Genomic DNA, 19,888 nt, shown 5'->3' on the forward strand with positions numbered 1-19,888 from the left:
CCGGCCAGGCACCCCCGCCATCAGGCCTAGGCCGATGTCAAGCAGGGGGCGTGCCAGCCCGATCGGGGGCGTCTTGACGCGGATTTTCCGCGCGCGCGTTCAATCTGGCCCGAACGGGGCCGGGTGTGACCCGGTAGGTCAGGTTCCCTCGAAGGGGAGAAAGCCGGATGAGCAAGTACAAGGTGGCGGTGCTGGTGGGCAGCCTGCGCAAGGAATCGATCAACCGCCGGCTGGCGCGCGCGGTGGAGCGGCTGGCGCCGGCGGAGCTCGAGTTCGGGCACGTGCGCATCGACGACCTGCCGCTCTACGACCAGGACTTCGACGCGGACTACCCGGCCGCGTGCAAGCGGCTGAAGCAGCAGGTCGAGGCGGCCGACGCGCTGCTGTTCGTGACGCCGGAGTACAACCGCTCCATCCCCGGCGTGCTGAAGAACGCCATCGACATCGCCTCGCGGCCCTGGGGCACCAACTCCTTCGCCGGCAAGCCCGGCGCGGTGATCGGCGCCTCGATCGGCGCCACCGGCAGCGCGCTGGCGCAGCAGCACCTGCGCAACGTGCTGGCCTACCTCGACGTGGCCGTGCTCGGCCAGCCGGAGGTGTTCATCAAGTTCACCGACGGCCTGCTCGACGAGGACGGCCGGATCGGCAACGAGGGCACGCAGAAGTTCCTGCAGGGCTTCGTGGACCGCTACGCGGCCTGGCTGCGCACCTTGCTGCCGCGCTGAGCGCGGGGCATCGCGGCCGGAGGCCGCGACGGCTTTCAGCCCGCCGCCTCGCCCGCGCCACACAGCCGCTCCAGCAACTGCTCCTGCACGTTGCGCGCGGCCTGCGCGGCGGCGGGGCGCAGGCGCTGGTACTCGCCGTCCGGTTGCAGCACCGAGGCGCTGGTGTTGTCGGCGAGGTAGAGGTCCAGCTCCTTGCGGATGCGCCGCTGCAGCTTCTTGCCCTCCACCGGGAAGCAGGCCTCCACGCGGCGGTCCAGGTTGCGCTCCATCAGGTCCGCGCTGCCCAGGTAGACGCGCGGCTCGCCGCCGTTGGCGAACCAGTAGACGCGGCTGTGCTCCAGGAAGCGCCCGATCACCGAGCGCACGCGGATGTTGTGCGACACGCCCGGCACGCCGGGCCGCAGGCAGCACATGCCGCGCACGATCAGGTCGATCCTCACGCCGGCCATGGAGGCCTTGTACAGCGCGCGGATCATCTTGGCGTCGGTGAGCGCGTTGATCTTGATCGTGACCTGCGCCGGCCGCCCGGCCTCGGCGTGCGCGGCCTCCGCCGCGATCAGCTCCAGCAGGGTCTTCTTCAGGGTGAACGGCGCGTGCAGCAGCTTCTTCATCGGCTGCAGCTTGCCCATGCCGGTGAGCTGGCCGAACAGCTTGTGCACGTCCTCGCACAGCGCCGGGTCGGAGGTGAGCAGGCTGTAGTCGGTGTACAGGCGCGCGTTGCCGGTGTGGTAGTTGCCGGTGCCCAGGTGCGCGTAGCGCACCAGCTCGTCGCCCTCGCGGCGCTGGACCAGCATCAGCTTGGCGTGGGTCTTCACCCCGACCACGCCGTAGATCACGATCGCGCCGGCCTGCTGCAGGCGCGCGGCGAGGCCGAGGTTGGATTCCTCGTCGAAGCGCGCGCGCAGCTCCACCACCACGGTCACCTCCTTGCCGGCGCGCGCGGCCTCCACCAGCGCGTCGACGATCTCCGAGTCGGCGCCGCTGCGGTACAGCGTCTGCTTGATGGTGAGCACGGCCGGGTCCTTGGCCGCCTGGCGCAGCAGGTCCACCACCGGCGCGAAGGACTCGTAGGGGTGCAGCAGCAGCACGTCCTGCCGCGCGACCGCCCGGAACAGGTCCTCGGTCTTCATCAGCGCCTTGGGCAGGGCCGGGGTGAACGGCCGGTACTGCAGCTTCGGGAAGCGCGCCTGGCTGGCGATGCCGAACAGGCGCGCCAGGTTCACCGGGCCGTTGACCTCGTACAGCTCGTCGGCGCCCAGGCCGAAGCGCTGCAGCAGGTACTCGACCAGCGGGCGCGGGCAGTTGTCCGACACCTCCAGCCGCACCGCGTCGCCGAAGCGGCGCGAGGCCAGCTCGCCGCGCAGCGCCAGCGCCAGGTCCTCCACGTCCTCCGGGTCGATGCTGAGGTCGGCGTTGCGGGTCAGCCGGAACTGGTAGCAGCCCAGCACCTTCATGCCGGGGAACAGCTCCTCGGCGTGCGCATGCATGATCGAGGAGAGCAGCACGTAGTTGTCGCCGCCCTCGCACGCCTCGTCGGGCAGGCGCACCAGCCGCGGCAGCACGCGCGGCGCCGGCAGGATGGCCAGGCCCGAGTCGCGGCCGAAGGCGTCGCTGCCTTCCAGCTCGATGATGAAGTTGAGGCTCTTGTTGACCAGCAGCGGGAACGGGTGGGTCGGGTCCAGCCCGATCGGGGTGAGCAGCGGCGCCACCTCCTGGCGGAAGTGCCGCCGCACCCACTGCTTCTGGCGCGCCGTCCACTGCGTGCGGCGCACGATGCGGATGCCGTGCGCGGCCAGCTCCGGCAGGATGCGCTCGTTGAGGATGGCGTACTGGCGCTCGATCTGCTGGTGCGCCAGCGCGCTGATCTCGGCCAGCACCCGCCGCGGCGCCAGGCCGTCGGGGCCGACCAGCTCGTGGTCGAAGGCGATCTGGCTCTTCAGTCCCGCGACGCGGATCTCGAAGAACTCGTCCATGTTGCGCGAGAAGATCAGCAGGAACTTCAGCCGCTCCAGCAGCGGCGTGCGCTCGTCCAGCGCCTGGTCGAGCACGCGCACGTTGAACTTCAGCTGCGACAGCTCGCGGTTGAGGTAGAGCGAGGGGTCGCCCAGGTCCGGCGGCGCGGCGGCGGGCGCGGCGCCGGCATCGGTGCCGGGGACGGCCGGCTCCTCGCGGCTCGTGGCTTGGTCGTCGCGGTTCATCGGGCGCGATCCTGCGGTGTCGTCATCGTCCGGACATGTTGCTGCAAGGCATTGACAGCGGGATGACAGGGCGGATGCCGCAGGTTACTCCCCTGGCATCGCGGCCTCCGGCCGCAAAAAAAACCGGCCTCGCCGCCTCAATCCCCCGGCAGCAGATAACGGCTGGGCGGCACCCCCAGCGCCCGCCGGAACGCGGCGGCGAACGCGCTGGCGCTGCCGTAGCCCAGCTCCGCCGCCACCCGCGTCACCGGCTCGCCGCGGCCCAGCCGGGTCAGCGCGGCGAGCAGGCAGGCCTGCTGGCGCCACAGGCCGAAGCTCATCCCGGTCTGCGCGCGGAACAGCCGGGTGAAGCTGCGCCGGCTCATGCCGGCCTTGTGCGCCATCGCGTCGATGTCGATCTCCAGCGCGGGCGCCTGCAGCAGCGCGCGGCACAGCCGTGCCAGGCGCGGGTCGGCGGGCAGCGGCGCGTTGAGCGGCAGCGCCGGCGCCGCGGCGATCTCGTCCAGCAGCAGCGCCATCACCCGGCCGTCGCGGCCGTCCAGGTCGTACTCGGCGGGCAGGTCCACCGCCTCCAGCAGCAGCGCGTGCAGCAGCGGCGACACCTCGATCACGCGGCAGCGTCCGGGCAGGCCCAGGCGCGCCGCCGTCTCGCGCCGCACGTAGGCGCTGCGGGTGGAGACCGTGCCGTTCATGCACACCTCGTGCGCCACGCCGGGCGGGATCCACAATGCGCGGCGCGGGGGCACCACCCAGCTGCCCCCGGCGGTGGTCACGGCGACCACGCCGGTGGCCGCGTACAGCAGTTGCCCGCGCTTGTGCGCGTGGCTGGGCAGCACGCGATGGGGCGGGTAGTCGTTGCCGGTGGCGACGACCTCGCGCGGGATGTCCTCGTAGGCGTTGACGCGGGTGTTGCGCACGGCGGCCCTCCGGGTTCTGGCCCGGATTCGACAGGATTTGACCTGAAAGCGCATGCGGGCCGCCCGCGGACACTCTAGAGTGCCGCCTCGCGGCCACGCAAGGCGGCCGCCGCCCCCCGGTCCCCCGCGAGTACAAGCATGGACACACGTGCCGACGCCGCCGTTCCGGCGGTCCCCTCCGTTTCCGGCGAACCGCGCACCGCGTTCGCCGTGCTGGGCGCGATCAGCTTCGCGCACCTGCTCAACGACATGATCCAGTCGCTGATCCTGGCGATCTACCCGCTGCTCAAGAGCGGCTTCGGGCTGAGCTTCGCCCAGGTCGGGCTGATCACGCTGACCTACCAGCTCACCGCCTCGCTGCTGCAGCCGCTGGTGGGGCTGGCGGCCGACCGCCGGCCGATGCCGTTCTCGCTGCCGGTGGGCATGGGCTTCACCTTGTGCGGCCTGCTGCTGCTGGCCATCGCGCCGAACTTCCCGGTGCTGCTGCTGGCGGCGGCGCTGGTGGGCACCGGCTCCTCGGTGTTCCACCCGGAATCCTCGCGCGTGGCGCGGCTGGCCTCCGGCGGCCGGCACGGGCTGGCGCAGTCGCTGTTCCAGGTGGGCGGCAACACCGGCGCCTCGCTGGGGCCGCTGCTGGCGGCGTGGATCATCGTGCCGCACGGCCGCGGCAGCGTGGCCTGGTTCGCGCTGGCCGCGCTGCTGGCGATGGTGGTGCTGCTGCAGGTGGGACGCTGGTACCGCGCGCAGCACGCCGCCCGCGGGGCGGCGCGGCACGGGCCGGCGGTGGCGCTGTCGCGCGGGCGCGTGGCCGGCGCGCTGGCCGTGCTCGGCCTGCTGATCTTCTCCAAGTATTTCTACCTGGCCAGCATCAGCAGCTACTACACCTTCTACCTGATCCACGCCTTCGGCGTGTCGGTGCAGAACGCGCAGGCGCACCTGTTCGTGTTCCTGTTCGCGGTGGCGGCCGGCTCGCTGATCGGCGGGCCGGTGGGCGACCGCATCGGCCGCAAGTGGGTGATCTGGGCGTCGATCCTGGGCGTGGCGCCGTTCACCCTGCTGCTGCCGCACGCCAACCTGTTCTGGACCGGCGCGCTCACCGTGGCGATCGGCCTGGTGCTGTCCTCCGCCTTCTCGGCGATCCTGGTCTACGCGCAGGAGCTGATCCCCGGCCGCGTGGGCATGGTCTCCGGGCTGTTCTTCGGCTTCGCCTTCGGCATGGGCGGCATCGGCGCGGCGGTGCTGGGCCACCTGGCCGACCTGCGCGGCATCGACTGCGTGTACCGGCTGTGCGCGTGGCTGCCGCTGATGGGGCTGGTCACCGTGTTCCTGCCCGACATCGAGAGGCCGCGCCGCGCGGTCCGCTGACCGCGGCGCGCCGGGTCGGCGCGCGTTTCAGCGCGCGCCGACCACCACCGGCTCCGGCTCCAGCCGCACGCCGAACTTCGCCTCGACGCCCGCGATCACGGCCTGCGCCAGCGCCCACAGCTCGGCGCCGCTGGCGCGGCCGTGGTTGACCAGCACCAGCGCGTGGCGGTTGGAGATGCCGGCGTCGCCCTCGCGGTGGCCCTTGAAGCCGGCGGCCTCGATCAGCCAGGCGGCGGAGAGTTTCCAGCGGCCGTCGGCGCCGGGCCAGGCGACGAGTCCGGGATGCGCCTGCTTGAGCGCCTCGCCCTGCGCGGCGGGCACGACCGGGTTCTTGAAGAAGCTGCCGGCGTTGCCGATCACCGCGGGGTCGGGCAGCTTGCGCGTGCGCAGGTGCACCACCGCCTCGGCGACGTGGAAGGGCGCGGGCCGGTCCACGCCCATGCGCGCCAGTTCCTCGCGGATGCCGGCGTAGTCCAGCCGCAGTCCGCGCGCGCGGGGCAGGGCGAAGCGCACCGCGGTGACGACGTAGCGGCCCGGCGCGCGCTTGAACGCGGAGTCGCGGTAGGCGAACGCGCAGGCGGCGTTGTCCAGCGAGACCACGCGGCGCTCGCGCACGTCCCAGGCCTCCACGCTCTCGACGAACTCGGCCACCTCGGTGCCGTAGGCGCCGATGTTCTGGATCGGCGCGGCGCCCACCGTGCCGGGGATCAGGATCAGGTTCTCCAGCCCCGCGTAGCCCCGGCCCAGCGTCCAGCGCACGAAGTCGTCCCAGCGCTCGCCGGCGGCCACGGCGATGCGCGCGACGTCGCCGTCCTGCTCCACCTGCACGCCGCGCGTGGCCATCGCCACCACGGTGCCGTCGAAGTCGCCGGCCAGCAACAGGTTGCTGCCCTCGCCCAGCACCAGCAGCGGCCCCGCGCGCACGGCGGGGAAGTCGAGCAGCTCGGGCAGCTTCGCGGCGTCGCGCACCTCGGCCAGCAGCTTCGCCCTCGCCGCCACGCGCAGCGTGTTGCGGTGGAGCAGCGGCGCGTCCTCGATCAGCGCGTAGCCGCCCATGTCGATGCGTTCATTCGCCATGATCGGCCTCGCGCTGGCGGCGGATCTCGTCCACGCACTCGGCGACCAGCCGCGGGCCGCGGTAGACCAGGCCGGAATACAGCTGCACCAGCGCGGCGCCGGCGGCGAGCTTCTCCGCGGCGTCGCCGCCGTCGAGGATGCCGCCGACGCCGACGACGGCCACGCGCCCGCCCAGCCGCGCGCGCATGCCGCGCAGCACCGCGGTGGAGCGCGCGAACAGCGGCCGCCCGGACAGGCCGCCGGCCTCGTTGCCGTGCGGGTCGTTGGCGACGGCGCCATGGTCGACGGTGGTGTTGGTGCAGATCACGCCGTCGACGCCGGCGGCGAGCAGCACCTCGGCGATGCCGTCCAGTTCCGCCTCGGACAGGTCCGGCGCGATCTTCAGCAGCATCGGCTTGCGTGCGCCGGCGCGCGCGCCGAGCCGTTCCTGCGCCTCGCGCAGGGTGCCGACGAAGCGGCGCAGGGTCTCCTCCTCCTGCAGGTCGCGCAGGCCCTGCGTGTTGGGCGAGGAGATGTTCACCGTGACGTAGCCGGCGAGCCGGTACACGCGCTCCAGGCAGAACAGGTAGTCGTCGGCCGCCCGCTCGTTGGGCGTGTCCTTGTTCTTGCCGATGTTGATGCCGAGCACGCCGCGGTAGGCGCTGGCCTGGACGTTGCGCACCAGCGCGTCCACGCCGGCGTTGTTGAAGCCCATGCGGTTGATGATCGCCTCGTGCCCGGGCAGGCGGAACAGCCGCGGCCGCGGGTTGCCCGGCTGCGGGCGCGGGGTCACCGTGCCCACCTCGACGAAGCCGAAGCCCAGCGCGCCGAGTTCGTCCAGGTGCTCGGCGTTCTTGTCCAGTCCTGCGGCGAGGCCGACCGGGTTGGGGAAGCGCAGGCCGAAGGCCTCCACCGGCAGCTCGGCCGGCGCCTGCGCCACCCAGCGCATCAGGCCGCTGCGCCGGGCCACGCCCAGCGCGTACAGGGTCAGGCCGTGCGCGGTCTCGGCATCCAGCGCGAACAGCAGCGGGCGCAGCAGGTCGTACATGCGTCAGGTCACCTCGCCCGCGAACACGCGGGTGTCGTAGTCGAAACTTACCGTGCCGTCCACCGCGCAGGTGTCGAACAGCGCGCGCAACGCGCGCTTCATCGGCTCGTGGCGCGGGTGGCCGGGGCGCGGCGCGTAGGAGGAGGACAGCAGGCGGCCGAGCAGGCCGTCGAAGTCCAGCCGCTGCGCGTGCGCGAAGTGCGCCTCGCCGCGCAGGCCGGTGCCGAACCAGGCGCGCATCGAGGCATCGTCCGCGTGGCGCTCGGCCACGGCGGCGTAGTCGGTGCCGTACTCGCGCAGCAGCGCCTCGTAGCCTTCCAGGAACGGCGTGCCGGCGAGCCGGCGCGAGTTCCACCAGATCGCCGCCAGTCCGCCCGGGCGCAGGATGCGCGCGAACTCGCGCCGCGCGGCCGGCGGGTCGAACCAGTGGAAGGCCTGCGCCACCGCGACCAGGTCCACGCTGGCGTCGGGCAGGCCGGTGGCGTCGGCGGCGCCGTCCACCGCGCGGAAGCGCGGGTCGCCGCCCAGCCAGGCCACGGCCGCCTCGCGCATCGGCGCGTTCGGTTCCACCGCGGTGACGCGGTAGCCGGCGTCGAGGAACATCTTCGAGGCGATACCGGTGCCGGCACCGACGTCGGCGACCCGCCACGACGGCGACGCGCCCAGCTCGCGCCGCAGCCAGTGGAGCAGGGCGGGCGGGTAGTCGGGGCGGTGGCGCACGTAGTCGGCGACGCGGTCGCTGAAGCGGCGGGTGGGGTCGTTCGCGCTCATGGGGTTCAGCCCGACAGGCCCTGGCCGCCGTCCACGCACAGCGTCTGGCCGGTGATCCAGCCGGCGCAGGGCGAGGCGAGGAACAGCGCGGCGTGCGCCACCTCCTCCGGCGTGCCGTAGCGGCCGAACGGGATCTTCGCCAGCGTGGCGGCGTACAGCGCGGGCTCCTCGCGCCGGCGGCGGTCCCACAGGCCGTCGGGGAACTCGATCGAGCCCGGCGCGATCGCGTTGACCCGGATGCGGTGCCCGGCGAGCGCCAGCGCCTGCGAGCTCGCGTAGTGGCTGAGCGCCGCCTTCACCGCGGCATAGGGCGCGCCGTGGCGGCGCGGATGGAAGGCGGCGATGGAGCTGGTGTGCAGGATGCTGGCGTGCGGCGAGCGCCCGAGGTGCGGCAGCGCCTCGCGCGAGGCGCGCACCGCGGCCATCAGGTCCACCTGGAAGCCGGCCAGCCAGCCGTCGTCGTCGTCCGCGAAGCCGTAGCCGCTGGCGTTGTTGACCAGCACGTCGATGCCGCCCAGCGCGTCCGCGGCGGCGGCGACGTAGGCGCGGATCGCGGCCGGGTCGGCCAGGTCGCAGGCTTGCGCGTGGACGTCGCCGCCGTGCGCGGCCAGGGCGTGCGCCGTCTCGTCCAGCGCGGCCTGCCCGCGCGCGCAGACCGATACCGCGGCGCCCGTTCCGGCGAAGGCCAGCGCGATGGCGCGGCCGATGCCCTTGCTGCCGCCGGCGACGACGACGCGCCAGCCGCGGAAATCGAACGGCGGGGCGGCCGCGCTCATGCGGCGGCTCCGCGCGCGGGCGGCGGCATGCGGCCGTGGCGCAGCGCGTGGGCCCACTCGGGGCGGCCGTGCTGCTCGGCGGCGCGGGCGGACGTCCCGTGGTCGTAGGCCAGCGCCACGTGCATCACCGACCAGCCGTGCGCGCCGCGTTCCACGATCGCATAGCGCGCGTGCGGCGTGCCGGCCTCCATCACGTGCGGGTAGGGCTGGTCCCAGGCGTAGGCCGGCAGGCCCACGCTGCCGGGATTGACCACCAGCCGCCCGTCGGGCAGCTGCACGCTGCGCGGCAGGTGGGTGTGGCCGCAGAGGATCAGCCCGGCGTCGGCGTCGCCGGCGCGTTCGGCCACCTTGTCCGGCGCGGCGGGACGGGCGCCGGCGGCGTCCACGTCCTCGAGGAAATACTCCAGGTCGCTGCGCGGCGTGCCGTGGCACAGCAGCACGTCCTCGCCCAGGCGCAGCGCGGCCGGCAGCGCGCGCAGCCAGTCGAGCGCGGCGTCGTCCAGGCGGCCGCGCGCGTAGGCGTCGGAGGCGCCCATCCGTTCCGGCGCCTGTTCGAGCAGCTGGCGCTCGTGGTTGCCGCGGATGGTCGGCAGGTCCAGCGCCATCAGCCGCCGCGCGGTCTCGGCGGGGAACAGCGGGCCGGAGAGGATGTCGCCGAGGTTGACCACGAGCTCGCAGCCGCGCCGCGCGACGTCGGCCAGCACCGCGTCCAGCGCCGGCAGGTTGCCGTGGATGTCGGAGAGCGCGGCGATGCGCACGGTGGCGTGTCCTCGTGGCGGTCAGGCGGGCGGCAGCGGCGTGCCCTGGTGGAACAGCAGCCGCCAGCCGCCGTCCTCCCGGCGCCAGGTGGAGCTGCGCAGGGCGCGGCGGCGCTGCGGCCGGCCGTCCTGCAGGCGGGTGACGTCCGATTCGTAGAGCAGGATCACGCAGTCGCCCGAGGCCTCGATCCATGCCAGCGGCTGCAGCGCGAAGCCGGCCACCGGCGTGGCGGCCAGCGCGTCGAGCACGTCCCCGCGCGCGTACAACCGGCCGCTCTGGCCGATCTCGCGGAAGACGGGCGACAGCAGCCGCTCCATCGCGGCGCGGTCGGCGTCGCGCTGCGCGGCGACCAGCGCGTGCTCGCCGTCGAGTATCGCCTGGCGGTCGGCTTCTTCCATCGCGGCGGCTCCGGGAAGTCGCGTGCGCCGGCGCGGCCGGCGCACGCGCGGTCGGTCAGAGGTCGAACTTGATGCCCTGCGCCAGCGGCAGCGCGTCGGAGTAGTTGATGGTGTTGGTCTGCCGGCGCATGTAGGCCTGCCAGGCGGTGGAGCCGGATTCGCGGCCGCCGCCGGTCTCCTTCTCGCCGCCGAAGGCGCCGCCGATCTCCGCGCCGGAGGTGCCGATGTTGACGTTGGCGATGCCGCAGTCGCTGCCGGCCGCCGAGAGGTACTGCTCGGCCGCCTTCAGGTCCTGCGTGAAGATCGCCGAGGACAGGCCCTGCGGCACGGCGTTCTGCATGGCGATGGCCTCGTCCAGCGTCTTGAACGGCATCACGTAGAGGATCGGCGCGAAGGTCTCGGTCTGCACCACTTCGTGGCCGTTGTCCAGGCCGGCGACGATGGTCGGCAGCACGAAGTTGCCCTTGCGGTCGGCCAGCGCCGCGCCGCCGGTGAGCACCTTGCCGCCCGCGGCCCTGGCCTGCTCGATGGCGGCGAGGTAGGCCTGCACGGCCTCGGGGCTGTTGAGCGGGCCCATCAGCGTCTTCGGGTCGGTCGGGTCGCCGATCTTGCCTTCGACCTGCTTGTAGGCGGCGACCAGCTTCTGCGTCACGTCGTCGACGATCGACTCGTGCACGAACAGCCGGCGCGTGGTGGTGCAGCGCTGGCCGGCGGTGCCCACCGCGCCGAACACGATGGCGGGGATGGCCAGCTTCAGGTCGGCGCTCTCGTCCAGGATGATCGCGTTGTTGCCGCCCAGCTCCAGCAGCGAGCGGCCCATGCGCCTGGCCACGCGCTCGCCGACGAGGCGGCCCACCCTGGTCGAGCCGGTGAAGCTGATCAGCGGGATGCGCCTGTCGTCGACGAAGTTCTGCGACAGCTCGGTGCCGGCGTCGTTGAACAGGAAGAAGATGTCCGGGAAGCCGCCGGCCTTCAGCGCCTCGTTGCAGATCTTCATGGTGGCGACCGCCGACAGCGGGGTCTTCGGCGAGGGCTTCCAGATGCACACGTCGCCGCAGACGGCGGCGAGGAAGGCGTTCCACGACCACACCGCCACCGGGAAGTTGAACGCGCTGATGATCCCGACCAGGCCCAGCGGGTGCCACTGCTCGTACATGCGGTGGCCGGGGCGCTCGGAGTGCATGGTGTAGCCGTACAGCATGCGGCTCTGGCCCACCGCGAAGTCGGCGATGTCGATCATCTCCTGCACCTCGCCGTCGCCCTCGGGCTTGATCTTGCCCATCTCCAGCGCGACCAGCGAGCCCAGCGCGTCCTTGTGCCGGCGCAGCGCCTCGCCGCACAGGCGCACCGCCTCGCCGCGCCGCGGCGCCGGCGTGGCGCGCCAGACCTTGAAGGCCTCCTGCGCGCGCCGGACGATGGTCTCGTAGTCGGCGGCGCTGGAAGCGTGCACGCGGGCGATCGCCTCGCCGGTGGCCGGGTTCGCCGGCGCCAGCGTGCCGGCGTCCGTGGTGGACGACCATTCGCCGTCGCCGAGATAGGTGCCGGAGTTGGTCTCGGCCAGGCCGAGCGCCGCGAGGATGGCGTGGGACATTTCGACTCCTGGAATTAAGCCGCGCTGCATGGATGCGGCGTGCTGAATGAAACCTTCATTCTAGCAGGACGCAGATCGGTCCCTCAGGGGGTGCCATTAGTAACCGTAATCGATGCACGGTGGACACCTATAATCGGATGCTTGTTTTTGCAGGGAGAGCGGTATGTCCGGATGCGCCAGGCGTGCCGATGCCAGGAGTGCGGAACGGCTGCGCGGTCTGCCGGCCATGGCGCTGCGCCTCTACAGGGAGGCCGAGACGGCGCTCGCCGGGCGCCGCCCGGACGTTGCCGAGCGCGCGCTGATCAGCATGCTCGCGGCGGCTCCGCGAAGCGTCGATGCCTTGCGGCTGCTCGGCCGCGTGCGGTTGCTGCAGGGCGATGCCGCCGAGGCGGTGAAACTCTTGCTGCGGGCCTCCTGGATGGAGCCCACGGATGCGTTCGTGCAGGTGGAACTCGGCATCGCGCAGTTCGAGCAGGGCGAGACGAAGGCTGCGCTGTCTTCCATGAAGAAAGCCTGCGAGCTGGAGCCGGGCCTGGCCGCGGCATGGTTCAACCGGGGAAGGATGCTCAGGCTGAGCGGCGATGCCGCCGCGGCCGGCGAAGCGCTGCAACGGGCGCTGGCGGTGGACCGGGAGCATGTGCCCGCGCGCCTTCTTCTCGCCGAGGTACTGACCGGCCACGGCGACGCGGATGCGGCGGTGGCCCACTACCGGCACATCCTGCGCCGCCACCCGGAGCATGCCCAGGCCTGGCACGGACTGGCCAATCTCAAGACCGAGAAGCTCGGTGCCGAGGATGTCGGCCGGCTGCGCGCTGCGCTGGGCCGCCGCGGCACCGGCGACGAGGCGCGCGTCGCGCTCGGGTTCGCGCTGGCCAAGGCGTTGGAGGACCAGGGCAGCTACGCCGAGGCGTTCGACACCCTGGAGTGGGCCAATGCTCTCAAGCGCAAGAGCATGCCGTGGGACAAGGAGGCCATGACCCGCCATGTGGATGCGATCCTGCACGCCTTCGGAACACCGGCGCGCGCGGCATCCGACTCGAGGCTGGGCGAGGAAGCCATCTTCGTGGTCAGCCTGCCGCGGTCGGGATCGTCGCTGGTCGAGCAGATAGTGGCTTCGCACCCGGCGGTCGAGGGCGGTGGCGAGCTGCTCGATCTCCAGCAAATCATCGATGCAGAGTCGGCGCGGCGCGGCAAGCCGTTTCCATCGTGGGTGGCGGAGACGGGGCCGCAGGACTGGGAAAGGCTGGGGCGCGACTATCTGGCGCGTACCGCGAGCCTGCGCGCGCGCAAGCCGAAATCCACCGACAAGAATCTGGTCAACTGGCAGCTGGTCGGCGCCGCGATGGCCATGCTGCCGGGAGCGCGCGTCATCAATTGCCGGCGGGACCCGCTGGAGACCTCGATCTCCTGCTTCGCACAGCTTTTTACCAGCGGCAACGGCTTCAGCTATTCGCAGGAGGACATGGCAAGCTACTGCAAGGACTATGCACGCCTGTCCGCGCATTGGCTGCGCCTGTTTCCCGGCCGCTTCTTCGAGCACGTGCACGAATCGCTGCATGCCGACCCGCAGCGGGCCATCCGGCGGCTGCTGGAGGCGGCGGGGCTCGATTTCGATCCGGCGTGTCTGGAGTTCCACCGCACGCGGCGCGAAGTGCGCACGGCAAGCGCCATCCAGGTACGCCGGCCGTTGTTCGTGGGCCCTTCGCGAAGTGACAGGTACGGCAGCAAGCTGGACGGGCTGAAGGCCTTGCTCGCTTCAGGCGACTGAATGCGCGACGGTCCGCAGAAGTCCGTCGCCTGCGGGGTATTCAACTGGAAGCGGCATGTCCGGCCAACCGCAGCGTGGCCTCGAAGCCATGCGGCTCGCGGTTGCGCAGCTGCAGGCGGCCGCCGTGCAGCTCCGCCGCGCGCATCACGATGCTGAGGCCGAGCCCGGTGCCGCCGCCACCGCGCGCCGGGTCGCCGCGCAGGAACGGGTGGCCGAGCCGGCCGAGCAGCTCCGCCGGCACGCCGGGGCCGCTGTCGGCCACGCGCACGAAGGCGCCTTCCGCGTCGCGGCCGAGGGTCACCGCGAACGGCGGCGCGCCGTAGCGCTCGGCGTTGTCCATCAGGTTGCCGAGGGCGCGGCGCAGCAGGCCGGGGCGCACCGTGGCGGACAGGTGCTCCGGCGCGTCGAAGCGCCAGTCGTCCGGGTTCCGGCGCAGCGCCAGCAGCTGGCCGGCCAGCGTGGCCAGGTCGGTCTCGCGCGGCGCCTCGTCGCGGCCGTCGCGCACGAAGGCCAGGCACTGCTCCAGCGCGCCGTCCAGTTCCCGCAGGTCGGCCAGCATCGCGTCGCGCCGCTGCGGATCGTCGGCGTCGCCCAGCTCCAGCGCCAGCCGCAGCCGCGCCAGCGGCGTGCGCAGGTCGTGCGAGATGCCGGCCAGCATCAGCTCGCGCTCGCGCGAGGCGCCGCGCAGCTTCTCGCCGGCGGCGCGGATCGCGCCCGCCAGCCGGCGCACCTCGCGCGGGCTGCCGCGCAGCTGCTCGCGCAGCGGGTCGCCGGCGAGCAGCGCCCCGGCGCCGTCGGCGAGCCGCTCCAGCGGGCGGGTGAGCAGGCGCGCCGCCACCGCGGCGGCGACCAGCGCGATCAGGCCGGCGAGCAGGGTGGTCAGCAGGCTGGAGCGGATCACCTGGCCGCGGTAGCTGGCCGCGTGCAGCACGATCCAGCGGCCCGGGTCGCGCGCGCTGCGGATCCAGATCTGCGACTCGGGCACCTGCGTCACCACCACCCGCGAGGGATCGCCCAGCAACCGCCCCACCGCGCGGCCGACGCCGCGCAGCATCGGCGCGACGCGCACGGTGGGGGGCGGCGGCGCGCCGCGCGAGAAGCGCACGCCGGCCCGTTCCAGCGCAGCCAGCGCGCGGGCGGATTCGGGATCGTCCTGCACCGAGAGATCGTCCGCCGCCGCCGCGGTGGCGGCCACCAGCCGCCCGTAGGTGTCGCCCACCGCGCGCAGCCCCGCGCGCAGCGACAGCGCGCTGGTCAGGCCGAGCGCGAGCAGCAGCGCCAGCGCCACCAGCGCCAGCACCAGCGCGAAGGTGGTGGGCGCGCGCTTCACGGGCCGTCGCCCTCGGGCACGAACACGTAGCCCTCGCCCCACACCGTCTGCAGCCAGCGCGGCTGGCGCGGGTCGTCCTCGATGCAGCGGCGCAGGCGCGAGACCATCACGTCGATGCTGCGGTCGAACGCCTCGTGCTCGCGGCCGCGCGCCAGCGCGATCAGCTTCTCGCGGCTGAGCGTCTGGAACGGGTGCGCCACCAGCACGGCCAGCACGGCGAACTCGCCGCTGGTGAGCTTCACCGGCGCATCGCCGTCGAGCAGCTGGCGCGTGGCGGGGTCGAAGGTGAAGCGGCCGAAGCGCACCGGCGCCTGCTCGGCCTGCGGCGCGCCCACCGGCTGGCGCGGCCGGCGGCGCAGCACGGCGCGGATGCGCGCCACCAGCTCGCGCGGGTTGCACGGCTTGGGCAGGTAGTCGTCGGCGCCGATCTCCAGCCCGACGATGCGGTCCACCTCGTCGCCCTTGGCGGTGAGCATGATCACCGGGGTCTCCACGCCCTCGGCGCGCAGGGCGCGGCACAGCTCCAGGCCGTCGCCGTCGGGCAGCATCAGGTCGAGCACGATCAGGTCGACGTGGTGCTCGGCCAGCGCCTTGCGCATCGCCGCCGCGCTGGCCACCCCGCGCGCGTGCAGGCCCTGCCGGGCCAGGTAGCGTTCCAGCAGGTCGCGCAGGCGCAGGTCGTCGTCGACCACCAGGATGCGGGGCGATTCCATGCGGGCACTATCGCGTGCGCCGCGCGGCGCCGGCAAGCCGGCGGGCGGGCGCTTTGCAAGCGAATGTTTCCGGAGGCGGCGGCCGCAACATCTCTTCACAGCGGCCGGCGCGCCGGACACACCTTCGGCGCCGGCGGGGAGGAAAGTGGCGCCACGCCGCCGGGTCCGTCCGGCTTTCCTCGAACGAACAGGAGTCACGCATGGCCACCACATCCCGTCTCCGCATCGTCCCGCTGCTCGCGTTCTGCCTCGCCGCCGGCAGCGCCCTGCCGGCCAGCGCCGGCGTCCATGGCTTCCGCGCCGCCGGCCCCCTCCGCCAGGCCGGCCATGCCGGGGCGACCTTCCGCAACGGCCAGGGCGGACTGACGCATGTCCGCGGGACGCGCGTCGCCGGCCCCAGCGGCACCGCCGCGCACGGCGCCTACACCTCGGTGAACCCGGACGGCAGCGTGCGGCACCAGGGCGGCACCCGCGTCAACGGCGCCAACGGCGGCGGCTTCAGCGGCAGCAACAGCTACACGCGCGACGCGGACGGCTCGGCCCAGGGCAGCTTCCAGCAGCAGGCCCATACCGCGGCGGGCGGCAGCTACAGCCGCAGCGGCGGCTACGACCGCGACGCCGACGGCAGCTGGAATGCCAGCCGCCAGACCAGCGCCAGCGGCGCACGCGGCAGCTACAACGGCAGCACCACCGCTTCCAACGGCACCGCCACGCACCAGACCACGATCACCGACGCCAGCGGCGACACCTACACGGGCCAGACCAGCTACACCAGGGGGCAGGGCGTGACCCACAGCGGCAGCTGCACGGACGCGCAGGGCAACGCGATCGCCTGCCCGTGACCCGTCCCCGGCGTCCGTCCCAGGGACGGGGCGGATGCCTTCCGGGGCATTCCCGTTCCCGGGCGCCACGCCGCCATTCCGGTCGCCGCCTGCCTGTCCGCGTGGCGCTGGTCGCACGCGGGCGGGCCTTCGAGGAGAACCGCATGCTGCATGGACAACGCCACCACGGCCTGCTCGCCGCGATGCTGCTGCTGGTGCTCGCCGAAGCGGCCTGGCGGCACTTCGGCAGGCGCGGCTACGACGTCCATGAAGCCGCGGCCTCGCTGGGCGTGGCCGCCGGCAACCTCGTCGCCGGCGCGATGGGCGCGGTGGTCGTCGGCATGGCGTATGCGGCGGTCTCTCGCCTGGCACCCGTGCACTGGCCGCTCGACGACTGGCGCAGCTGGCTCGCCGGCTTCGTGCTGGTGGAGTTCGCCTACTACTGGTTCCACCGCTGCAGCCACGCCGTGCGCTGGCTGTGGGCCAACCACGCGGTGCACCACACGCCCGAGCAGATGACCCTGCCGTCCGCGCTGCGGCTGGGCTGGACCAACCTGTTCTCGCTGGGCTGGCTGTTCTACCTGCCGCTGGCGCTGGCCGGCCTCGATCCGCGCATGATCGCGGCGCTGCTGGCGTTCGACCTGCACTACCAGTTCTTCCTGCACACCGAGGCCGTCGGCCGGCTCGGGCCGCTGGAGTGGGTGCTCAACACGCCGGCGCACCACCGCGTGCACCACGCCAGCAACGCCGCCTACCTCGACTGCAACTTCGGCGGCGTGCTGATCGTGTTCGACCGCCTGTTCGGCACCCTCGTCGCGGAGCGCGCGGACGAGCCGATCCGCTACGGGCTGGCCCACCCACTCGGCACGCGCCATCCGTGGCGCATCGCGTTCGGCGAATGGCGGCGCCTGCTGGCCGCCCTGCGCGGGGCGACCGACCTGCGGACGGCCCTGCGCGTGGCGCTGGGCCGCCCTTGAACGACATCCGGCAGACTGCGCGGGAGCGCGAGGCGACGACGATGAGTCAGCACGGCAAGACGGTGGGATGGCTGGTGGCCCTGGCATGGCTGGGCGCGCTGGCGTCGTGGAGCGCCCCGCAGGCGCGGATGGACGGCGTGCATGCCGCGGCCATGCCGGCGGGCGTGGTCGCGCCCGCCGGCACGCGGCAGCTCCGCGACGTGGCCTACGGCGACGACCCGCTGCAGCGCTACGACGTGTACGCCCCCGCCGGCGCCCACGATGCGCCGGTCATCGTGATGGTCCACGGCGGCGGCTGGCGACGGGGCGACAAGGCCATGCCGGGCGTGGTCGTGAACAAGCTCGCGCGCTGGGGCGCGCGCGGCTTCGTGGTGGTGTCGGTGAATTACCGCCTGCTGCCGCGGGCCGACCTGCACGCGCAGCTCGACGACGTGGCGCGGGCGCTGGCCTCGGTCCAGCGGCGCGCGGCCGAGTGGGGCGGCGACGGCCGCCGCGTCGTGCTGATGGGCCATTCGGCCGGCGCCCATCTGGTCGCCCTGCTGGCGGCGCGGCCGTCGCTCGCCTTCGGCCGCGGCGCCTCGCCCTGGCTGGGCACCGTGCTCCTGGACAGCGCGGCGCTGGACGTGCCGGCGATCATGCAGGGGCCGCACTTCCCGCTTTACGACCATGCGTTCGGCCATGACCCGGCGCAGTGGACGGCGCTGTCGCCGCTGCAGCAGCTGCAGGCGCGCGGCGCGCCGGTCCTCGCCGTGTGCTCGTCACGCCGGCTCGAGTCCTGCCCTTCGGCGCAGCGCTTCGCCGCCAGGGCGAACGCGCTGGGCACGCGCGCGGAAGTGCTGGAGGAGGACCTGGGGCATGGCGAGATCAACCGCGAGCTGGGCCTGGATTCGCAATACACGCGCCGGGTCGAGCGTTTCCTTGCCGGCCTCGACCCGCGCGTCGCGCAACTGCTGGGGCAACCGGCCGCCCGGGTGCGCGGGGGTGTCGATGGCGCGCTGCGCTGAGCTCTTGCGTCGCGCGACGGGCGTGCACGGAGCGCTTCCGTAGGGGCTGTCGACCCGCAACGGCAGGATGCCTGCCACCGCTTTCGAGGAGAACGATGAGGTCGCTGGACGGGGATTGGTGGGACTGGCGGGATTCGAACCCACGACCTGTCGCTTAGGAGGCGACCGCTCTATCCAACTGAGCTACAGCCCCGTGCCGGTCGCCAAGCATAGCGGCGGCGGTGCACAAAACGAAGCGCCCGTCGTTCCCGTGGCACGGCATGGCTGCTTCCGGGGGCCCGTTGCGAGTGGAGCCGCCATCGATGGCATGTCGATGACGGCTGGATGCAATTCGGCGCTCGGTCGCCGGCCGGGCGGGGTGGCGGCCGCACGTCGGCGTGCCGAGCGGGAACCGCGGCGATGCCGTGCGCTAGCTGTCCGTCCCGCCGCCGGCCAGCAGGTGCCGGGCGACCTGGAAGGCCGTGGCCGTGGCGTCGCCGTCCCCGCAGGCGAAGCCCGCGTTGCGTCCGCCATAGGGGGCGTAGCGTCGCGGGTCGGTGGCGCCGAACAGGCCGATGGTGGTCGCGCCGGTCGCGGCGGCCAGGTGCATGACGCCGCAATCCGCGCTGACGTAGGTGCCGGCGGCCTCGATGAAGGCGGCCAGCCGGCGCGGGTCGCTGGTGAAATAGGTGGGAAAGGCGTGGTCGAGGCGCGATCGCCCGTCGGCGGGAACCAGCTCGACGACCCGGCGCGGCCCGACGTGGCGGAGCAGCTCGTCCAGGAAAATCCTCCACCATGCGGCGTCGAGGCACTTCGAGCCGGTCGCGTTGGGGAAGACCACCAGCACGGGCGTGCGCTCTTCGCCGGCGTCGCCCTGCAGCACCTGGCGCAGGGTATGCCGGGCCGTCTCGCGTTCGGCCGCCGTCAGGCGCAGGTCCGGCGGTGGCGGCGGGAGCGACGGGTCGGCGCCCAGCGCCCAGCGCAGCGCCTGGACGGGACGCGCGGCGAAGTGCGCCGACGGCGGCATGCCGGCGGCGTCGGCGTGCAACTGGAAGCGCGCCCTGGCCATGGCCGCCGCGATGCGGCCCGAGGAGGAGCCGGCGGCGGCATGGATCACCAAGTCGTAGCGCTTCGCGCGCAGCTTGCGCAGCGTGGCGAGGGTGGACAGCGGATGCGCCAGCGCGCGCCGCTCGAGGAGGAAGAGCTGCCCGAGCGAGGCGAAGCCGGCATAGATGCCCCGGCAGGCGGCGCCGGAGCCGAGCACGTCGACTTCCGCGCCCGGGAATTGCCGCTCCAGCTCGGCCATCAGCGGCGTGGTCAGGACCGTGTTGCCCAGCCGGTGGTTCGGCCGGCAGAGCAGGATCCGGTGGATCCCGGCGCGGGGCAGCTGTCCGGCGCCGACGACGTTGGGAGGCCGCGGCAGCAGCCTGCGCACGCACCAGGCGACGATGCGGCGCCTGAACGCATGGAGCCGGCCATGCAGGGGAACGCGCTTCGCGACGGGCCTGGGCTCGTGGGTGACCTGGATCGACGTGAACATGGGTTTCGGGAGTTTCTGGATGACCGGCCCTCGAGGCGCTGCGTCGCCGGGCGAAGGCTGACCCTCGCGGTTGGCCTGCCGGGGCCGGGCTCGGGCCGATGCCTGCCGGCGTGCGGTGGAGCGGGTGCGGCGGACACGTCGCGGGAGATCGG

18 protein-coding genes and 1 tRNA gene are annotated in these 19,888 nt (G+C 73.2%); 6 read left to right on the top strand and 13 right to left on the bottom strand.

Annotated elements, in window-relative coordinates:
• The first annotated feature begins 167 nt into the window (after positions 1–167).
• Complete coding sequence (locus C7456_RS01070) at positions 168–725, top strand: NADPH-dependent FMN reductase (protein ID WP_109721922.1); 558 nt, start codon at positions 168–170, stop codon at positions 723–725.
• A gap of 35 nt (positions 726–760) precedes the next feature.
• Here the strand turns inward: C7456_RS01070 and ppk1 are convergent, their stop codons facing one another.
• Positions 761–2,923, bottom strand: coding sequence for a polyphosphate kinase 1 (gene ppk1, locus C7456_RS01075; RefSeq protein ID WP_109721923.1), 2,163 nt, complete (start codon positions 2,921–2,923; stop codon positions 761–763).
• Positions 2,924–3,060: 137 nt separating this feature from the next.
• The gene (locus tag C7456_RS01080) at positions 3,061–3,840 is read right to left on the bottom strand and encodes an AraC family transcriptional regulator (RefSeq protein ID WP_109721924.1); all 780 of its coding nucleotides are present in this window, start codon (positions 3,838–3,840) and stop codon (positions 3,061–3,063) included.
• Between the two features lie 138 nt (positions 3,841–3,978).
• Between C7456_RS01080 and C7456_RS01085 the strand changes: the two genes are divergently transcribed.
• Positions 3,979–5,205, top strand: a complete 1,227-nt coding sequence (locus tag C7456_RS01085) for an MFS transporter (RefSeq protein WP_109721925.1) — start codon at positions 3,979–3,981, stop codon at positions 5,203–5,205.
• Positions 5,206–5,232: 27 nt separating this feature from the next.
• On the opposite strand, the gene murB is transcribed toward C7456_RS01085, so the two are convergent.
• The 7 genes from murB to amaB are packed head-to-tail and all read right to left on the bottom strand — an operon-like array spanning position 5,233 to position 11,604.
• On the bottom strand, positions 5,233–6,261 hold the full coding sequence (gene murB / locus C7456_RS01090; protein WP_109721926.1) for a UDP-N-acetylmuramate dehydrogenase: 1,029 nt from the start codon (positions 6,259–6,261) through the stop codon (positions 5,233–5,235).
• 10 nt (positions 6,262–6,271) lie between these two features.
• Positions 6,272–7,309, bottom strand: a complete 1,038-nt coding sequence (locus C7456_RS01095; RefSeq protein WP_109721927.1) for a quinone-dependent dihydroorotate dehydrogenase — start codon at positions 7,307–7,309, stop codon at positions 6,272–6,274.
• A 3-nt stretch (positions 7,310–7,312) separates the two neighbouring features.
• Complete coding sequence (locus C7456_RS01100) at positions 7,313–8,080, bottom strand: class I SAM-dependent methyltransferase (protein WP_109721928.1); 768 nt, start codon at positions 8,078–8,080, stop codon at positions 7,313–7,315.
• A gap of 5 nt (positions 8,081–8,085) precedes the next feature.
• Positions 8,086–8,856, bottom strand: coding sequence for an SDR family NAD(P)-dependent oxidoreductase (locus C7456_RS01105; protein WP_109721929.1), 771 nt, complete (start codon positions 8,854–8,856; stop codon positions 8,086–8,088).
• Positions 8,853–9,614, bottom strand: coding sequence for a metallophosphoesterase family protein (locus C7456_RS01110; RefSeq protein ID WP_109721930.1), 762 nt, complete (start codon positions 9,612–9,614; stop codon positions 8,853–8,855). The genes C7456_RS01105 and C7456_RS01110 overlap by 4 nt, the downstream gene beginning before the upstream one ends.
• Before the next feature lie 21 nt (positions 9,615–9,635).
• Positions 9,636–10,013, bottom strand: a complete 378-nt coding sequence (locus C7456_RS01115) for a nuclear transport factor 2 family protein (protein WP_109721931.1) — start codon at positions 10,011–10,013, stop codon at positions 9,636–9,638.
• 55 nt (positions 10,014–10,068) lie between these two features.
• Positions 10,069–11,604, bottom strand: coding sequence for an L-piperidine-6-carboxylate dehydrogenase (amaB, locus tag C7456_RS01120; protein WP_109721932.1), 1,536 nt, complete (start codon positions 11,602–11,604; stop codon positions 10,069–10,071).
• Between the two features lie 226 nt (positions 11,605–11,830).
• Between amaB and C7456_RS01125 the strand changes: the two genes are divergently transcribed.
• Positions 11,831–13,372, top strand: a complete 1,542-nt coding sequence (locus C7456_RS01125) for a tetratricopeptide repeat-containing sulfotransferase family protein (protein WP_170120142.1) — start codon at positions 11,831–11,833, stop codon at positions 13,370–13,372.
• 40 nt (positions 13,373–13,412) lie between these two features.
• Here the strand turns inward: C7456_RS01125 and C7456_RS01130 are convergent, their stop codons facing one another.
• A complete protein-coding gene (locus tag C7456_RS01130) occupies positions 13,413–14,702 on the bottom strand; it encodes an ATP-binding protein (protein WP_109721934.1) in 1,290 nt (429 codons plus the stop codon).
• Positions 14,699–15,415: an osmolarity response regulator transcription factor OmpR gene (gene ompR, locus C7456_RS01135; RefSeq protein ID WP_109721935.1), complete on the bottom strand. Its 717-nt coding sequence runs from the start codon at positions 15,413–15,415 to the stop codon at positions 14,699–14,701. The genes C7456_RS01130 and ompR overlap by 4 nt, the downstream gene beginning before the upstream one ends.
• Before the next feature lie 200 nt (positions 15,416–15,615).
• Here ompR and C7456_RS01140 point away from each other — a divergent pair, with 200 nt between their 5' ends.
• The 3 genes from C7456_RS01140 to C7456_RS01150 all read left to right on the top strand — a co-directional run bounded on the left by C7456_RS01140 (position 15,616) and on the right by C7456_RS01150 (position 18,217).
• Positions 15,616–16,257 carry a hypothetical protein gene (locus C7456_RS01140; RefSeq protein WP_109721936.1) on the top strand — a complete coding sequence of 214 codons (642 nt, stop codon included), beginning with the start codon at positions 15,616–15,618 and terminating at the stop codon, positions 16,255–16,257.
• A 143-nt stretch (positions 16,258–16,400) separates the two neighbouring features.
• The gene (locus C7456_RS01145; protein WP_109722111.1) at positions 16,401–17,213 is read left to right on the top strand and encodes a sterol desaturase family protein; all 813 of its coding nucleotides are present in this window, start codon (positions 16,401–16,403) and stop codon (positions 17,211–17,213) included.
• A 41-nt stretch (positions 17,214–17,254) separates the two neighbouring features.
• Positions 17,255–18,217, top strand: a complete 963-nt coding sequence (locus C7456_RS01150) for an alpha/beta hydrolase (protein WP_109721937.1) — start codon at positions 17,255–17,257, stop codon at positions 18,215–18,217.
• A 116-nt stretch (positions 18,218–18,333) separates the two neighbouring features.
• Here the strand turns inward: C7456_RS01150 and C7456_RS01155 are convergent.
• Positions 18,334–18,410: transfer RNA gene (locus C7456_RS01155), tRNA-Arg, on the bottom strand.
• Between the two features lie 216 nt (positions 18,411–18,626).
• Positions 18,627–19,736: a glycosyltransferase family 9 protein gene (locus C7456_RS01160; protein WP_109721938.1), complete on the bottom strand. Its 1,110-nt coding sequence runs from the start codon at positions 19,734–19,736 to the stop codon at positions 18,627–18,629.
• Positions 19,737–19,888 lie beyond the last annotated feature (152 nt).

It is taken from the genome of Fulvimonas soli, assembly GCF_003148905.1.
GTDB classification, from domain to species: Bacteria; Pseudomonadota; Gammaproteobacteria; order Xanthomonadales; family Rhodanobacteraceae; genus Fulvimonas; species Fulvimonas soli.